Source organism: Microvirga arabica, assembly GCF_016811235.1.
GTDB classification, from domain to species: Bacteria; Pseudomonadota; Alphaproteobacteria; order Rhizobiales; family Beijerinckiaceae; genus Microvirga; species Microvirga arabica.
Genome location: NZ_JAFBID010000012.1, coordinates 94,012 through 109,961 on the forward strand (window position 1 = coordinate 94,012; position 15,950 = coordinate 109,961).

At 64.5% G+C, this 15,950-nt stretch carries 14 protein-coding genes; 9 read left to right on the forward strand and 5 right to left on the reverse strand.

Annotation, left to right across the window (positions count from 1 at the left end):
- The first annotated feature begins 103 nt into the window (after positions 1-103).
- On the forward strand, positions 104-613 hold the full coding sequence (locus tag JQC81_RS09110) for an Lrp/AsnC family transcriptional regulator (protein WP_203271490.1): 510 nt from the start codon (positions 104-106) through the stop codon (positions 611-613).
- 9 nt (positions 614-622) lie between these two features.
- Here JQC81_RS09110 and JQC81_RS09115 read toward each other — a convergent pair whose 3' ends face one another.
- Positions 623-2,635, reverse strand: coding sequence for a thioredoxin domain-containing protein (locus JQC81_RS09115; protein WP_203271491.1), 2,013 nt, complete (start codon positions 2,633-2,635; stop codon positions 623-625).
- A 122-nt stretch (positions 2,636-2,757) separates the two neighbouring features.
- Between JQC81_RS09115 and mnmE the strand changes: the two genes are divergently transcribed.
- From mnmE to JQC81_RS09145, 6 genes are all read left to right on the forward strand, one after another.
- Positions 2,758-4,068: a tRNA uridine-5-carboxymethylaminomethyl(34) synthesis GTPase MnmE gene (gene mnmE / locus JQC81_RS09120; RefSeq protein ID WP_203271492.1), complete on the forward strand. Its 1,311-nt coding sequence runs from the start codon at positions 2,758-2,760 to the stop codon at positions 4,066-4,068.
- Between the two features lie 216 nt (positions 4,069-4,284).
- Positions 4,285-6,171: a tRNA uridine-5-carboxymethylaminomethyl(34) synthesis enzyme MnmG gene (mnmG, locus tag JQC81_RS09125; protein WP_246520319.1), complete on the forward strand. Its 1,887-nt coding sequence runs from the start codon at positions 4,285-4,287 to the stop codon at positions 6,169-6,171.
- Positions 6,168-6,791 carry a 16S rRNA (guanine(527)-N(7))-methyltransferase RsmG gene (gene rsmG / locus JQC81_RS09130; RefSeq protein WP_203271494.1) on the forward strand — a complete coding sequence of 208 codons (624 nt, stop codon included), beginning with the start codon at positions 6,168-6,170 and terminating at the stop codon, positions 6,789-6,791. The genes mnmG and rsmG overlap by 4 nt, the downstream gene beginning before the upstream one ends.
- Positions 6,788-7,627, forward strand: coding sequence for a ParA family protein (locus JQC81_RS09135; RefSeq protein WP_203271495.1), 840 nt, complete (start codon positions 6,788-6,790; stop codon positions 7,625-7,627). The genes rsmG and JQC81_RS09135 overlap by 4 nt, the downstream gene beginning before the upstream one ends.
- Before the next feature lie 17 nt (positions 7,628-7,644).
- A complete protein-coding gene (locus JQC81_RS09140) occupies positions 7,645-8,526 on the forward strand; it encodes a ParB/RepB/Spo0J family partition protein (protein ID WP_203271496.1) in 882 nt (293 codons plus the stop codon).
- A gap of 136 nt (positions 8,527-8,662) precedes the next feature.
- Entirely contained in the window at positions 8,663-9,136 is a 474-nt protein-coding gene (locus tag JQC81_RS09145) for an SMI1/KNR4 family protein (RefSeq protein WP_312887497.1), read from the forward strand.
- A 28-nt stretch (positions 9,137-9,164) separates the two neighbouring features.
- Here JQC81_RS09145 and holA read toward each other — a convergent pair whose 3' ends face one another.
- From holA to leuS, 3 genes are read right to left on the reverse strand one after another with little or no spacing between them, the layout of a single operon-like run.
- Positions 9,165-10,184 carry a DNA polymerase III subunit delta gene (gene holA / locus JQC81_RS09150; protein ID WP_203271498.1) on the reverse strand — a complete coding sequence of 340 codons (1,020 nt, stop codon included), beginning with the start codon at positions 10,182-10,184 and terminating at the stop codon, positions 9,165-9,167.
- Positions 10,185-10,188: 4 nt separating this feature from the next.
- The gene (gene lptE, locus JQC81_RS09155; protein WP_203271499.1) at positions 10,189-10,725 is read right to left on the reverse strand and encodes an LPS assembly lipoprotein LptE; all 537 of its coding nucleotides are present in this window, start codon (positions 10,723-10,725) and stop codon (positions 10,189-10,191) included.
- Positions 10,712-13,333: a leucine--tRNA ligase gene (gene leuS / locus JQC81_RS09160; protein ID WP_203271500.1), complete on the reverse strand. Its 2,622-nt coding sequence runs from the start codon at positions 13,331-13,333 to the stop codon at positions 10,712-10,714. Before leuS ends, lptE begins: the two co-directional genes overlap by 14 nt.
- 338 nt (positions 13,334-13,671) lie before the next feature.
- Between leuS and JQC81_RS09165 the strand changes: the two genes are divergently transcribed.
- Positions 13,672-14,349: a YggS family pyridoxal phosphate-dependent enzyme gene (locus tag JQC81_RS09165; protein WP_203271501.1), complete on the forward strand. Its 678-nt coding sequence runs from the start codon at positions 13,672-13,674 to the stop codon at positions 14,347-14,349.
- Positions 14,350-14,353: 4 nt separating this feature from the next.
- Here the strand turns inward: JQC81_RS09165 and JQC81_RS09170 are convergent, their stop codons facing one another.
- Positions 14,354-14,869, reverse strand: a complete 516-nt coding sequence (locus tag JQC81_RS09170) for a hypothetical protein (RefSeq protein WP_203271502.1) — start codon at positions 14,867-14,869, stop codon at positions 14,354-14,356.
- A gap of 425 nt (positions 14,870-15,294) precedes the next feature.
- On the opposite strand from JQC81_RS09170, the gene JQC81_RS09175 reads away from it, so the two are divergent.
- On the forward strand, positions 15,295-15,950 hold a 656-nt coding region (locus JQC81_RS09175), incomplete at its 3' end, for an ATP-binding cassette domain-containing protein (protein WP_203271503.1).

Consider the following 15,950-nt stretch of genomic DNA (forward strand, 5'->3'; position numbering starts at 1 on the left):
TGAAGCATAGGCTTGCGGGGCAGGGCATGTCCTTGCGAAGTTCGGCTTGCGGGGCGTCTCTTCTTAGCAGAAGATTGCGCGAAACCTCAGTAGCGGTGAAATCATGCCCTACATCGATCTCGACGGCATCGATCTGCGAATCCTCAACGCCTTGCAGGCTGACGGACGCCTGACCAACCAGGAACTCGCCGATCAGGTCGGTCTCTCGCCCTCGCCGTGCCTGCGCCGGGTCCGCCGCCTGGAGCGCGACGGTTTCATCCGCACCTATCGGGCCGTGCTCGACCGGGAATCGGTCGGTCTCGGGTTAACCGTCTTCGTCGAGATCAAGGTCGAAAAACATTCCCGCGACAATGCGCAGGCGCTGCAGGAGGCGCTCTTAGGCATGGCCGAGGTGGTGGCCTGCCACATGGTGTCCGGCACGGCCGATTTCATGGCCGAGATCGTGGTGCCGAACCTCAAGGCTTACGAGCGGCTGCTGACAGAGAAGCTTCTGACCCTGCCGATGATCGGCGACATCCGCTCGAATTTTGCCCTGACCCGGGTGAAGTCCGATACGGCTCTTCCGTTGACGCATCTGAAGCGGGAAGAGGTTAAACGAGCGCTGGATTGCTGAGACGCAGGCTCAGGCCGGCAACGCTAGCATCTCCCGCACCCGCGTCCTCAACCCCTCCGCATCCGTGACTGGCAGCGAGCAGCGCTGACCGGCGCAGACGAGGGCCTGGGCATCCGCATCCGAGGTGGCCAGGGCCTTGGCCGGGTGGTTGTCGTCGAGCGCTTCGTCCTCGCGCAGCCAGCGGACACTGCGGTCGGGATAGGGAATCTGCAGGGCCGCCTCATAGAGCGATAGCGCGTTATTGCCCGTGACCACGATGCTCAGGCCTCGCACGTGCAGGTCGAGGGCGTTGAGGATCGAGGTGTGGCCGAGGGGCGAGGCGCGGGCGACGCCGATGAGCCGGTCCAGGGTGTCGGCGGCCTGTTGGATGTCGTCAGTGGCTTCCGTGATCTGGGCCAGCCGCACGAGGGCCTCTGCAAAGACACCGTTGGCGTTCGGCACCGCCTCGTCATGAACCGGCTGGGGACGCACGACGAGGGGGTCTGCGCCTTTCGCCGTCATGGCGAGGCAGCCCGTTTCCTCGACCATGAACTCGTTGAGCAGGACGTCCCGCCAGGTCAGCGCATCCCGCAGGTAGGCGGCATCGGACGTGGCCTCGAAGAGTGCGAGCGCCGCGCGCATCATGGCGGCATGGTCGAGGGCGAAGCCGGGAAAGATCAGGGACCCGGCCCGCCAGGAATGACCGAGGTGACCATCGCGGCTCATGGACTCGGCTACGAAACGATAAGCCTGTTGCGCGAGGGCAATCCATTCAGGCTGGCCAAGCAGGGGAGCGGCTCGCACGAGGGCTCCGATCATCAGCCCGTTCCAGTCGGCCAGCACCTTGTCGTCGAGGCCGGGCCTCACCCGCGACTCGCGCCGCTCCAAGAGCTTTGCCCGCATGGCCGACAGCCGCTCCTCGGCAGCAGGTGGGGCTTCGCCGGAGATGAGCCGGTTCGGGATGTTGTGGCCCTCGAAATTGCCCGCTTCGGTTATGTCGTAGACTTTGGCGAAGAAGGCGGCGTCCTCCTCGCCCAAGGTCTCGCGGATCTCGGCCAGGCTCCAGACATAGAACCGGCCCTCCTCGCCCTCCGAATCCGCATCGAGGCTCGACGCGAAGGCGCCCTCCGGCGTGGTCATCTCCCGCTCGAGCCAGGTGACGATACCTTCCGCCGCCTGACGGAAGAGGGGGCGGCCGGTCTCCGCGAAGCCCAGGGCGTAGAGCTCCAGCAGCTGCGCATTGTCGTAGAGCATCTTTTCGAAATGCGGCACGAGCCAGCGCTCATCCACGGAGTAGCGGGCAAAGCCGCCGCCGAGATGATCCTGGATGCCGCCAAGCGCCATGCGCTCCAGGGTCAGGAGAAAGCGATGTCGCGCCGCGCCGTCATTGGCTCGCCGGGCATAGCGCAAGAGATATTCGAGGATCGGCGGGTTGGGAAACTTCGGGGTGCCCTGAAGCCCGCCATGCTCCGTGTCGATGAGCTCTGTGAGGCGCAAACCCATCCGGTCGAGATCCGCAAGACCGAGGACACCGCCGTCGCCCGCCTCGACCTTGGCGAGGTGCTGCTTGATGGCGTCGCGGTTCTTGAGAACCCGCTCGGGCTCTGCATGATAGAGGCGGCTGATCTCGCGCAGCACCTGAACGAACCCGGGGCGGCCGAAGCGCGGCTCCTTTGGGAAATAGGTGCCGCCCCAGAACGGCTCGCCCTCCGGCGTGAGAAACATGGTCAGCGGCCAGCCGCCGGGCTCGCCCAGAAGATGCAGGGCGCTCATATAGACGTGGTCCACATCGGGCCGCTCCTCCCGGTCGACCTTGATGTTCACGAACAGCTCGTTCATGACCGCGGCGGTATCCGGATCTTCGAAGCTCTCGTGCGCCATCACATGGCACCAGTGGCAGGCGGCATAGCCGATGGAGATCAGGATCGGCTTGCCCTGCCGCTTGGCCTCGGCCAGGGCTTCAGGCTCCCATTCCCACCAATGGACAGGATTGTCCCGGTGCTGCAGGAGATAAGGGGAGGAGGCGTCCTTGAGGCGGTTCATGGGTCCTGCTCCTGATTCCGGGCTAACCCGGCTGGGATGATCGATCCGAACCGATCCCGGATGCCTGTTTGTTTCAAGGTTTGCCAGAGTTAAGTCCTGTTATCCTCACGAGGTTCACGCGCATGCGGTCTGACGATACGATCTTCGCCATCGCCTCCGGCCACGGCCGGTCCGCCGTGTGCCTGATCCGGATCAGCGGCCCGGAAAGCCGCACAATCCTGGAGCGGATGGCAGGCCACGTGCCGGAGCCCCGGCGGGCGGTGGTGCGGACTTTGCGCAACCCTGAAACCGGCGATCCCCTCGATCAGGCCCTCGTGCTCTGGATGCCGGGGCCGGGGAGCTTTACCGGCGAGGATCAGGCCGAGCTGCACATCCATGGGGGACTTGCCACGCGTGTCGCCGTGCTGCGGGCGCTCGGCTCTGTCGAGAACTGTCGTCCGGCCGAGGCCGGCGAGTTCACCCGCCGGGCCTTTCTCAACGGGCGGATGGATCTCTCCCAGGTGGAGGGGCTCGCCGATATCATCGATGCTGAGACGGAAGCCCAGCGTCGTCAGGCGATGCTCCAGCTCGGTGGGCGGCTCGGGAATGCGGCCGAGGGCTGGCGCGAGAGCATCCTTCAGGTTCTGGCGCTGCTCGAAGCGAGCCTCGACTTCTCCGATGAAGGCGATGTGCCGGAGGATCTGGAGGCGGACATCCTGCGGATGATCGACGGGGTCCAGGGCGAGATCGGCCGGGCGCTGGCCAACCGCAGCGGCGAGCGGCTGCGGGAGGGACTCACAGTGGTGCTTGCGGGGCCGCCCAATGCCGGCAAGTCGACCCTGCTCAATGCGCTCGCCCAACGGGATGTCGCCATCGTGTCGCCGATTGCCGGCACCACCCGCGACGTGATCGAGGTTCATTGCGATCTTGGCGGCCTGCCGGTGATCATCGTCGACACGGCCGGCCTGCGGGAAAGCGCCGACCTCATCGAGCAGGAGGGCGTGTCCCGCGCGCGGGCGCGGGCGCAGGATGCCGACTTGGTTCTCTGGCTCGTGCCGCCGGAGGGGGAGGAGAGCGCACCTCCTCCGGCGCGACGCGTGCTGAAGGTGGGGACCAAGGCGGATGTGAGTGGAGTCCGACCCGGTTGCGACCTGATGATCGCGGCAGCAACCGGCGAGGGGCTGCGGGACCTGATCGCCCGCCTTGAGGCGGAAGCCGGCAGCCTGATGGGGCAGGGGGATGCGGTGATTACCCGCGAGCGTCATCGAAAAGCCTTGGACCGCGCTCAAGGATGCCTGATCCGGGCACGGGATATGCTGGCGACCCGGGGTCCTCTGGAGCTTGCCGCCGAAGAGGTTAGGCTTGCAGCTCGTGCCATCGGCGAGATCACCGGGCGGGTGGATGTGGAGGATGTGCTCGACCGGCTGTTCTCCAGCTTCTGCATCGGCAAATAAGCTTGCAGGCGAGCCGTGCCGCTAACCATCCGGCGAATCTTTGCAACTCCTGATTTCGGCTGTTCACGAATCGGTGGAACGGTGCTGAATCCGCTCTGGATAGCTTGTGGATCAGGTGTGTGGTGATGGGGATCGCCCAAAATGTTTCACGTGAAACATTTTGCCCTTTTGACCTGAGACCCGGCGCTGCGTAGACCCCTGTTTATGGAAAGCATCATGAGTTCTTCGTTCGACGTGATCGTCGTGGGCGGCGGCCATGCCGGAGCCGAAGCGGCTGCGGCTGCCGCGCGCATGGGCGCCCGCACGGCTCTCGTCACCCACAAGCTCTCGACCGTTGGTGCCATGTCGTGCAACCCGGCCATCGGCGGTCTCGGCAAGGGCCATCTCGTGCGCGAGATCGATGCCCTTGACGGCATCATGGGCCGCATCGCCGACCGGGCCGGCATCCAGTTCCGGCTTCTCAACCGCCGTAAAGGGCCTGCCGTGCGCGGGCCCCGCACCCAAGCCGACCGCAAGCTCTATGCCCGCGCCATGCAGGCGGAACTCCTGAACACGCCCAACCTCACCATCGTCGAGGGCGAGGCTGACGACCTTATCGTCTGCGACGACCGAGTCGCCGGCCTGCTGCTCACGGATGGGCGGCAGCTTGGGGCCGGTGCTGTGGTCATCACCACCGGCACCTTCCTGTCCGGCCTGATCCATATCGGCGAGAGGAAGATCCCGGCCGGTCGCATGGGCGAGCGCCCATCGCTCGGCCTGCCCAAGACTTTCGCGCGGCTCGGCTTCAATCTCGGCCGCCTCAAGACCGGCACCCCGCCCCGCCTTGATGGCCGCACCATCGACTGGGCCGGTGTCGACAAGCAGGCGGCTGACGACGAGCCCGTGCCGTTCTCCCTGCTCACCACCCGCATCACCAACCCGCAGATCGAGTGCGGCGTCACCCGCACCACGGCCAAGGTGCATGCGCTGATCCGGAACAACCTGCACCGCTCAGCCATGTATTCGGGCGAAATCCAGGGGACGGGACCGCGCTACTGCCCCTCCATCGAGGACAAGGTGGTGCGCTTCGGCGACCGAGACGGGCACCAGATCTTCTTGGAGCCGGAAGGCCTCGACGACATCACGGTCTATCCGAACGGCATCTCCACCTCCCTGCCGGAGGATGTGCAGCTTGAGTTTCTGAAGCACATTCCTGGCCTGGAGAGGGTGCGCATGCTCCAGCCGGCCTATGCCATCGAGTATGATTACGTCGATCCGCGCAACCTTAACGCAGGGCTTGAGACCAAGGCCGTGCAGGGGCTGTTTCTCGCCGGCCAGATCAACGGCACCACTGGCTATGAGGAGGCGGCCGCCCAAGGGTTGGTTGCTGGACTTAATGCGGCCCGTCGCGCTTGCGGCCAGGACGGTATCGTGTTCGATCGAGCCGAATCCTATATTGGGGTGCTGGTCGACGACCTGATTACCCGCGGGGTGAGCGAGCCCTACCGCATGTTCACCTCCCGGTCCGAGTACCGGCTCAGCCTGCGCATCGACAATGTGGACGAGCGGCTGACCGGCAAGGGGCTGGAGATCGGCTGCGTCGGCTCCGAGCGCGAGGCATATTTCCGGCGCTCGCAGGAGGAAATCCGGGGGACCCGGCAGCGGCTTCAGACCTTGGCGGTCACCCCGCAGGAAGCGGCGCGGCATGGACTGGGGCTGAACCAGGACGGCATCCGCCGCTCCGCCTATCAGCTTCTGTCCTATCCAACCATTGGCTGGAGCGATTTGGAGCGGGTCTGGCCTGATCTCGCTGTAGTCTCATCGTCCGTGCAGGAGCGCCTGGAGACGGATGCTACCTATGCGGTCTATCTTGACCGGCAGCAGGCGGACATCGCTGCCTATCGGCGCGATGAGGGCGTGGTGCTGGAGGAGAGCATCGACTTCCAGAGGCTTCCCGGCCTGTCGAACGAGATCAAGGCCAAGCTCGATCTGGTGCGTCCGAGAACCATCGGTCAAGCCGCCCGTATCGAAGGCATCACGCCTGCAGCCCTGACGTTGTTGGCCGCCCATGCCCGTAAAGCGCCGGCACGTTCGGTTCGGTCTGTTGATCCGGTGCAGGCATGACCTCCGGGATCACGGCATCCGATCTGAATGTTTCACGTGAAACATTCGTGAAGCTTGAGCTCTTGGAGCGCGAGCTTCGCCGCTGGCAGGCGATCAAGAACCTCGTCGGCCCGGCGACGCTCGACCAGATCTGGGAGCGCCACATCGTCGATTCGCTCCAGCTTCTCGACCTCGCGCCTGAGGCCAAGACGTGGCTCGATCTCGGTTCCGGAGCCGGTTTTCCCGGCCTCGTCCTCGCCATCGCGGGGGCGGAGAGGGGGCTGAAGGTCCACCTCGTCGAGAGCAATTCGCGCAAATGTGCCTTCCTCCGGCACATCTCCCGGGTGACCGGCTCCGCCGCGACGGTGCATGAGGCGCGGCTGGAGACCGTCATTCCGGGCTTCGTGGGCAAGGCCGATGTGGTCTCAGCCCGCGCCCTGGCATCGCTGGTTCAGCTCCTGGACTGGACCGCGCCTGTGTTGAAAGCGGGGACAATTGGCCTCTTCCCCAAGGGCCGGGACGCCGAGATCGAATTGACCGAGGCTCGGAAAAAGTGGACATTCGAGGCGGAGACCCTGCCGAGCTCGACCGATTCCAGCGCCAGGATTCTTCGCATAACCTCCATCGAGAGCCATTCATGATGACCGACCGTAACGGACCCGAAGCAGGCACGCGTGGGGTGACGCCGCGCGTTCTCGTGCTCGCCAACCAGAAGGGCGGAGTCGGCAAAACCACGACGGCGATCAACCTCGGCACGGCACTCGCCGCCATCGGCGAGAGGGTGCTGATCATCGATCTCGACCCGCAGGGCAACGCCTCCACGGGTCTCGGCATCGACCGCAAGAACCGGCAGACCTCGACCTACCATGTGCTCGCCGGCGAAGCCTCGCTGGAGGAGAGCATCACCGACACGGTGGTGCCCGGATTGTCGGTCGCGCCCTCGACTCTCGACCTCCTCGGCGTCGAGCTGGAGATCGCGAACGAGCGCAACCGGGCTCATCGCCTCCGCTCGGCCATCCAGGAACTTTCTGCCTCGGAAGTAATCGAACCTTTTACCTATATTTTGATCGATTGCCCTCCATCGCTGAATCTCCTGACCATCAACGCCCTGACCGCAGCTGACGCGGTTCTGGTGCCGCTCCAATGCGAATTTTTTGCTCTGGAAGGTCTCAGCCAGCTGCTCAAGACCGTCGAGCAGGTCCGTTCGGCCCTGAACCCCGAGCTTACTATCCACGGGGTCGTGCTGACCATGTTCGACCCGCGCAACAATCTGTCGGGACAGGTGGTGGCCGACGTGCGCCAGTTCATGGGCGCTAAGGTTTACGAGACCATGATCCCGCGCAACGTGCGCGTGTCCGAGGCGCCGTCCCACGGCAAGCCGGTTCTGCTCTACGATCTGAAATGCGCCGGCTCGCAGGCCTATCTGCGGCTGGCCTCTGAAGTCATCCAGCGCGAGCGCGCGCTGCGCGCCGCCTGAGAGTGTGAGAGACCGCAATGGCTAAAGAGATGAAATCGCTGGGCCGTGGATTGGCCGCCCTGATCGGCGAAGTCGGCGAGGAAATGGGCAATCTCGAGCGCAAGGGCTTCACGCCGAAATCCGTGCCGGTGGAGTTCCTGCGCGCGAACCCGCGCAACCCGCGCAAGGTGTTCGATGACACGGACCTGAGCGAGCTGACCCAGTCCATCAAGGACCGTGGCATCATCCAGCCCATCGTCGTCCGGCCCTTGCCGAACCATCGGGACGAATACGAGATCGTCGCCGGCGAGCGCCGGTGGCGCGCGGCCCAGAAGGCGGGGCTGCATCGGGTGCCGGTGGTGGTCGTCCAGATCGACGACAAAACCTCGCTCGAATACGCCATCCTCGAGAACGTCCAGCGTGCCGATCTCAACCCCATCGAGGAGGCGGAGGGCTATTCGCGCCTGATGGCCGAGTTCTCCTACACGCAGGAGAACCTGTCGAAGATCATCGGCAAGAGCCGCAGCCACATCGCCAATATGCTGCGCCTCACCGAGCTGCCGGCTCCGGTGCGCAAGCTTCTGATCGACCGCAAGCTCACAGCCGGGCATGGCCGCGCGCTGCTCTCCGTCAACGACCCGGTTCAGGTGGCCAAGCGCGTTATCGACGAGGGCATGAGCGTGCGCCAGGTCGAGGAGATCGCGCAGAGCGATACAGGCGGCTCGTCGAAGGCAGCGGCGAAAGCCGGCAAGCCCGGCCCGGCGGAGAAGGACCCCGACACCCGCGCGCTCGAGAAGGCCCTGCAGGACGTGCTCGGCCTCACCGTCAGCATCGACCACAAAGGTCAGGGCGGCGAATTGCGCATCAAGTACAAGACCTTGGACCAGCTCGACGGGCTCTGCCGTCGGTTGAATCCGTAAGGATCTATAAGAGCTTGGTCGAGACGCGTGGGGAGCGATGAAGACGATCCGACGGTTGATCGTTCCCGTCACTGAGCGCTAGAACGAGGGCGAGCAGGACTGGTCCTTTGTTAAGGATCCGAGCCACGACATCCGAATCTGGGAGAAGACGAACGGCACGAGATTGCCCGACGGCTACCGCCGGTTCATGCTTGCCTTCAACGGGGGCTGCGTTTATCCGCGTCTCTTCTTCTATGCCGTCCCGCTGGAGTATTACCCTTCCACAGAGCCGGTCACCTTCGTTGATTTATTCTATTCCTGGTCTGATGTCAGGAAGTATTCGGGCGGCGACGTTTACGGCAGAGGCAACCCGCCGGACATGCTGTTCATCGGCTCCACCCCAGGTGGCTTGCAGATTCTCATGTCTCTGCGCGCTGAAGAGTTCGGGCAAATTTTCTGTTGGGTGCATAACACCAACATTTGGGGCACCGACGGCAACGATCACATTTGGTACCAAGCATCATCTTTCGAGAACTTCCTCAAGTCTCTCTACGATGAGCCCGACAGATCGGACTATGACAACTGGCGCATTCCGATCTACGACAAGCTGGCTAAACCGCTCGCGTTCTAGCTTAAACAAAGATAGTCCCAAAAACAGCTCAACGCCGCGCAGTACGGGCGATGTCGAGCAATGTCTTCGCTGCAATCGTATCGCCGAGATCGGCCATGCGGCGGGTCTGGAGCAGGTTGGCCTGCAGCAGGGAGATCGCGTTTTTCAAGCTGTCGCCGGTCCAGCGCTGGAGATGGCGCTCGACCAGGGGCTTTCGCCGGAAATGCAGACTGCGCATGGTTTCCATGACGGCCGGGATCGAGCGACCTTCCTCGACGGTGAGGCGGGCCGTCAGCAGCATCAGAGCATGGCGGAGCGCCGCACCGAGCAGCACGCTCGCATTCACGCCTTCGGCCGCGAGACGCCGGGAGCCGGTCTCAAGGCCCGTGCCCTCGCCGGCGAAAGCCGCATCGATCACCGCATCCATGGCAAGGCTCGACACGTCGCTCATGATGGCGTCCACGTCGGCCAGCGTGATTTCCCGCTGGCCATGGGCATAGAGCATGAGCTTGTTGAGCTCGCCGCGCGTGGCGAGGCGGTCGCCCCCGAGGCTCGCGATCAGGGCCGTGCGGGCGTCGCGCTGGATCGAAAAGCCGCCCGCCTTCAAGGTCTCGTCGACCACGGCGCCGAGATTCTTGGCCTCGTCCGCATAGCAGGGCAGGGCGAGGGCCTTCTGCGAGCGCTCGCAGAGAGTGCGCAGGGGTGAGGACTTTTGCAGGTCGCCGCCTTCGATGACGATCACCGTATCCTGCAACTCGCCTTTCAGCACCGCGTCCACGGCTGGCGCGATGTTGCGCGAGGTGGACTTGACCCAGATGGCGCGCTTGCCCCCGAACAGCCCCATGGTGCCGGCCTCGTCGGCCAGGCGTCCGGGATCGGTCGCGATGTCGTCGCCGTCGATGCGAATGAGCTGAAACGGGTCGGAGGCGTCGTCCACGGAGCGCTCGGCCACCATGCGGGCACGCTCGTTGATGAGACCCATGTCGGGCCCATAGAACAGGAAGACGCCGATGCGCGGATCGGGACGCCGCAGCGCCCCCTCCACGTCACCGGCTTTGACGGCCACCATGATGTCAGGTTCGGGTGGCGAGCACCGCCGACAGCCGGGTTCTCACCTGGTCGGCCAGATCCTTGGAAAGCCTGATCTCCGCGTCCCGCGCCGCACGGATATTGGCGAAGCGCTGCGGGAAGCGGTCGAAGCTCGCCGTGGAGGTGGCCGTGCCCTGGGTGATCACCGTGGCTCCGTCGAGGGTGGTCAGCGTATAAGTCAGCGTTCCGCCGACGATGACGGAACTCGCCGTACCGTATTGCGAGTCGACGATCGGGCTCGTCTGCGACTTCGTGAAGGCCAGACGCAGGTTGTAGCGCTTCGGCGTCGCCGATCCCGAGCCGTTCAGCGCATAAATCAGTTCGCTGCGCAGGTAATGGCCCGCATTGGCCAGCTGAGGCGGCCATTCCACCTCCGGCACGTCGATGGAGGCAAGCTCCGTCTGGAGCGATTGCCCAGACGCCGTCGGGCCGTGGAGGGGCCGGAAGCAGGCAGACAAGCCGAGAGACAAGCCTGCCACGACAACAACGCGGGCGAGGCCCTTCAGGTTAAGCGACGACATTCACGATCCTCTGGGGAACGACGATGATCTTGCGGGCGGGCTTGCCCTCCATGGCCTTCTGCACGGCCTCGAGGGACAGCACGGCAGCCTCGACTGTAGCCTGATCCGCGTCGCGGGCAACCGTCACGTCGGCACGCTTCTTGCCGTTGACTTGCACCGGCAGGGTCACCGTGTCCTCGACCAGCAGCGAACGGTCCACCTGCGGCCAAGCCGCATCGGCCACGAGGCCGGACTGGCCCAAGGACTCCCAGCATTCCTCCGCCAGATGCGGCATCATGGGGGCGAGCAGCTGCACGAAAATGCGCCCGGCCTCGGCAAAGGCCGTGCCGACGCCCGGCTCGTCGGTGCTTTTCGCCTGGTTCGCCAGATCCTGCAGGGAATTGGCGAGTTCGTAGAGATGGGCAACGCAGCGGTTGAAGCGCAGGCGCTCCACATCCTCCTCGACGGCGGCGAGCGCCTTGTGGGCGGCCTTGCGCACGGCGAGTGCAATCGGACCCTCGGCAGCGGCACCCTTAGCGCCTGCCATCCGGTCCGCAATTTCGCCGATCAGGCGCCACACGCGCTGAATGAAGCGGCCTGCGCCCTGCACGCCCTCTTCGGTCCAGATCACGTCGCGCTCCGGCGGCGAGTCGGAGAGCATGAACCAGCGGGCGGTATCGGCCCCGTAAGAGGCGATGATCTCGTCCGGGTCCACCGTGTTCTTCTTCGACTTCGACATCTTCTCGATTGAGCCGATCTCGATCGGGGCGCCGGTCTCCACATGGAAGGCCTTGCGCACGCCGCCTTCCGTCTCGAAGCGCACGTCGGAGGGCAGCACCCAGGCGCCGCTCGCATCCTTGTAGGTCTCGTGCACCACCATGCCCTGCGTGAACAAGCCGGCAAACGGCTCGTCGAGGCCGGCATGGCCGGTCTTCTTCATCGCGCGGGTGAAGAAGCGCGAGTAGAGCAGGTGCAGGATCGCGTGCTCGATGCCGCCGATATATTGATCGACCGGCAACCATGCATCGACCGTCGCGCGATCTGTCGGCTGATCGACCAGGGTCGGGTCGGTAAAGCGGGCGAAGTACCAGGACGAATCCACGAAGGTGTCCATGGTGTCCGTCTCGCGCCGGGCCTTGGCGCCGCATTGCGGGCAATCTACATTCTTCCAGCTTGCGTGACGATCGAGCGGATTGCCCGGCATGTCGAAGGACACGTCCTCCGGCAGCACCACGGGCAGCTGGTCTTTCGGCACCGGCACGACGCCGCAGGCATCGCAATGGATGACCGGGATCGGGCAGCCCCAGTAGCGCTGGCGCGAGATGCCCCAGTCGCGCAGGCGGAAATTCACCTTGCGCTCGCCGACCGCATGGTTACCGCGGGTCTGTGTTTCCAGGCGGCGGGCGACCTCCTCCTTGGCCTCTGCGATGGTCATGCCATCGAGAAAGCGGGAGTTGATCATCCGGCCTTCGCCGTCATAGGCCACGTCGGTGATCACGAAGGTAGCCGGATCCACGTCGGGCGGGCAGACCACGGGCGTGTTGCCTAAGGCGTACTTGTTGACGAAGTCGAGGTCGCGCTGGTCGTGCGCCGGGCAGCCGAAGATGGCGCCGGTGCCGTATTCCATCAGGATGAAGTTCGCCACATAGACCGGCAGGGTCCAGCTCGGATCGAACGGGTGCTCGGCGCGGATGCCGGTGTCGAAGCCGAGTTTCTCCGCCTTGTCGATGGCCTCCTGGGCCGTGCCGACGCGCTTGCACTCCTCGATGAAGGCGGCGAGCTCCGGGTTCTTCTCGGCCGCAGCTTTCGCCAGCGGATGATCGGGCGCAACCGCCATGAATTTCGCGCCGAATAGGGTGTCGGGGCGCGTGGTGTAGATCTGCAGCTCGGTTTCGCCGTTCGGCACGGTCTCCGGCCTCAACGCGAAGCGCACCAGCAGGCCCTCGGAGCGGCCGATCCAGTTGCGCTGCATCAGGCGCACCTTCTCGGGCCAGCGGTCCAGGGTATCGAGCCGGTCGTCCAGGTCCTGGGCGAAATCGGTGATCTTCAGGAACCACTGGGTCAGCTCGCGCTGCTCCACCAGGGCGCCCGAGCGCCAGCCGCGCCCGTCGATCACCTGCTCGTTGGCGAGCACCGTGTGATCCACCGGATCCCAGTTCACCTTGGCGGTCTTGCGGTCGACCAGCCCGGCCTCCAGGAAGTCCAGGAACATGCGCTGCTGGTGCCGGTAATAGCTCGGATCGCAGGTGGCGATCTCACGGCTCCAGTCGATGGCCAGACCCATACTCTGCAGCTGGGCGCGCATGGTCGCGATGTTGGCATAGGTCCACTCCTTGGGGTGGACCTTGTTCTGCATGGCGGCATTTTCCGCCGGCATGCCGAAGGCGTCCCAGCCCATGGGATGGAGCACGTTGAAGCCGCGGGCGCGCTTGTAGCGCGCCACCACGTCGCCCATGGTGTAGTTGCGCACGTGGCCCATGTGGATGCGCCCCGACGGATATGGGAACATCTCGAGCACGTAGTATTTCGGACGCGGGTCGTCGTTGTTGGTCTTGAACAGGTCGCGGTCGTTCCAGACCTTCCGCCATTTCAGCTCGGCTTCCTTGGCGTTGTAGCGCTCGGGCCTCATTTTCCGTCTTTATCCGTCGTTTGAAGATTCAAGCGGCTTGCGCCGCCACGTTGCGGCGGACTAGGACACAGCTCTCCCGCGCGGTCAACGGTTTCGCGTTGTGGAGGCGGTCGAGATTCGATTCGGTGTGTTCCCTCCCCCTTGCGGGGAGGGGTTAGGGGTGGGGGTTGGAACGTCGGAGCGCAGCGCTTCAGCGATCAAGCTGCAAGGCTGATACAGCGCCTGATCTCGAAAGCTCTCACCCCGTCGCACCACCCCCACCCGGCCGCTGCGCGGCTCTCCCTCCCTGCAAGGGGGAGGGGAACGCGGCGGGACAGCGCACAAGAAGGGACATCTCCATGAGCGAGAACGACGCCGTCGCAGGCTTGAGGCAGGTGCAGGAGAGCATCCGGCGCTCGGCATCCGACTATGACCGGGACCCTGCCTCCGTCACCCTCGTGGCCGTCTCGAAGACGTTTCCGGCGGACGCCATCGAGCCGGTGCTCGCCGCCGGCCAGCGGATCTTCGGCGAGAACTACGTGCAGGAGGCCAAGGCGAAGTGGCCGGCCCTGCGCGAGCGCTACGATGGCGTGGAACTGCACATGATCGGACCGCTCCAGTCCAACAAGGCGAAGGAAGCGGTGGAGCTCTTCGACGTGATCCACACCCTCGACCGCCCGTCGCTGGCGGAGGCGCTGGCGAAAGAGATCGCCAAGCAGGGAAAGACGCCGCGTCTTCTCGTTCAGGTGAACACCGGCGAGGAGCCGCAGAAGGGTGGGGTGATCCCGACCGAGGTCGATGCCTTTCTCGAAGCCTGCCGCGCGAAATACGGCCTGACGATCGAGGGCCTCATGTGCATCCCGCCGGCCGAGGACCCGCCATCGCCGCATTTCGCCCTCCTCAACACTATCGCCCGGCGGCATGGCTTGACGGTGCTCTCCATGGGCATGAGCGCCGATTTCGACGCGGCCATCCAGCTCGGCGCCACCCATGTGCGGGTGGGGAGTGCGATCTTCGGGAGCCGGACGAACCGTTGAGGCGTTAGTCGACCATCAGGACACCGCTGAAGCGGTTCGTTTTTCCGTCCCAATAATAAAGAACGGTTCGGCCGTTGCCGATCCAGAGAATGCCCGGATTCCTGAGCTCCACCCGGCTGGGATAACCATCGTTGCAGGTCCCCTGATGGAACGCCCGAAAGGCATTGCCGCAGACCGTATCCCAGGGTCCAGGCGCGGCAAGCCGCAGCCCGTCTTGTGGCTCCACGTCTTCAGGTTTGATCACCTGAACCTTGCCCCTCGTGGCGACGACGAGTCCTCGGGCGCCGTTGGACCTCCTGACCGCGACCAAGGCCCTGTCTTGTCTTCCGTCTCCATCGAAGTCAGCTTCGATCATCGACGGATCAGTCTCGCCGCTCGGCGTGTCCCCGATGCGAGCCTGCTCCTCCTCGGCTGTGAGCGCGCGCCATTCTCCCAGGGCCTGGGCGATGGCCGCCGGAGGAGCCGCCACGAGGATCCCAATGCTCAGGAAGCCATGGAGGAAGAAAGGGCGCGGGCTCATGACAAAGGATAACTCTGTTGGAGGGTAGTCTTCAGGAATATAGGCAGCCTAAGGGAATTTTTACGTGAGGTATCACACAGGCCGCAACACGCGCACAAAAGCCGAAGGACCTCTGGCCGTTGCATCTGGATCTCATTGCGGTTAAGCTTATTAGATCGATCACGACTCGAACCGGGGAGGGCTGCATGATTGAAGCGATGCATCAACGCACGTTCGGCCCTGGGCACGCCCTGCAGCCACTTGTTGCAGGGCCGGCCATCGAACGGATCTGACGGTTCTCTGAAAACCGCTTCATCCCATTCTGGTCAGCTCTGAACGGCTTTTCGCGCCCAGGCTCCGCAAGGATCCGGCGCGTCTGACACGTTCACGATTCCTCGCGCTCCTTGAGGCCAAGGCCTGAGCGCGCTGCACCAGAGATTCACCCCATGCCCTCTTTGAGCCTTCGCAATGTCGGCATCGTTGCCCACACGCCCCTGTTCCAGAACCTGAACCTCGTCATCGGCGAGGGTGACCGCCTCGGCCTCGTGGCAGCCAATGGCGCCGGCAAGTCCACCCTCCTGAAATGCCTTGCCGGCCTTGACGAGCCGACGCATGGCGACATCATCCGCTCGCGGGGCTTGCGTGTCGCGCTCGTCGAGCAGGATGTTCCTGCCGGTCTCCTCGATCTGTCCTTCCACGATGTCCTGCATCGGGCGCTCCCGGCAGATGAGCGGGAGAGCCAGGAATGGCGCGTCGACATGGTTCTCGATGAATTCGACACGCCGGCCGATCTACGCCGCCTGCCCATGCGGGCACTCAGCGGCGGATGGCAGCGCCTGGCGCTTATCGCGCGCGCCTGGATTACCGAGCCGGACATCCTGCTGCTCGACGAGCCCACGAACCACCTCGACCTTGAAAAGCTGTTCAAGCTGGAGACGTGGATCAACAACGCGGGCTATACCGCGCCCATCGTGGTGGCGAGCCACGACCGTGATTTTCTCGATGCCTGCACGAGCAAGACGCTCTTCCTGCGTCCGCAGGAATCCATCACGTTCGCGCATCCCTACCGGCGCGCCCGCGATCTTCTGGAGGCGCACGATGC

Excerpts from the sequence above, each read along its gene's own strand:
- JQC81_RS09110 (WP_203271490.1), top strand. The coding sequence starts at position 104 with ATGCCCTACATCGATCTCGACGGCATCGATCTGCGAATCCTCAACGCC.
- JQC81_RS09115 (WP_203271491.1), bottom strand. The coding sequence starts at position 2,635 with ATGAACCGCCTCAAGGACGCCTCCTCCCCTTATCTCCTGCAGCACCGG.
- mnmE (WP_203271492.1), top strand. The coding sequence starts at position 2,758 with ATGCGGTCTGACGATACGATCTTCGCCATCGCCTCCGGCCACGGCCGG.
- mnmG (WP_246520319.1), top strand. The coding sequence starts at position 4,285 with ATGAGTTCTTCGTTCGACGTGATCGTCGTGGGCGGCGGCCATGCCGGA.
- rsmG (WP_203271494.1), top strand. The coding sequence starts at position 6,168 with ATGACCTCCGGGATCACGGCATCCGATCTGAATGTTTCACGTGAAACA.
- JQC81_RS09135 (WP_203271495.1), top strand. The coding sequence starts at position 6,788 with ATGATGACCGACCGTAACGGACCCGAAGCAGGCACGCGTGGGGTGACG.
- JQC81_RS09140 (WP_203271496.1), top strand. The coding sequence starts at position 7,645 with ATGGCTAAAGAGATGAAATCGCTGGGCCGTGGATTGGCCGCCCTGATC.
- holA (WP_203271498.1), bottom strand. The coding sequence starts at position 10,184 with ATGGTGGCCGTCAAAGCCGGTGACGTGGAGGGGGCGCTGCGGCGTCCC.
- lptE (WP_203271499.1), bottom strand. The coding sequence starts at position 10,725 with ATGTCGTCGCTTAACCTGAAGGGCCTCGCCCGCGTTGTTGTCGTGGCA.
- leuS (WP_203271500.1), bottom strand. The coding sequence starts at position 13,333 with ATGAGGCCCGAGCGCTACAACGCCAAGGAAGCCGAGCTGAAATGGCGG.
- JQC81_RS09165 (WP_203271501.1), top strand. The coding sequence starts at position 13,672 with ATGAGCGAGAACGACGCCGTCGCAGGCTTGAGGCAGGTGCAGGAGAGC.
- JQC81_RS09170 (WP_203271502.1), bottom strand. The coding sequence starts at position 14,869 with ATGAGCCCGCGCCCTTTCTTCCTCCATGGCTTCCTGAGCATTGGGATC.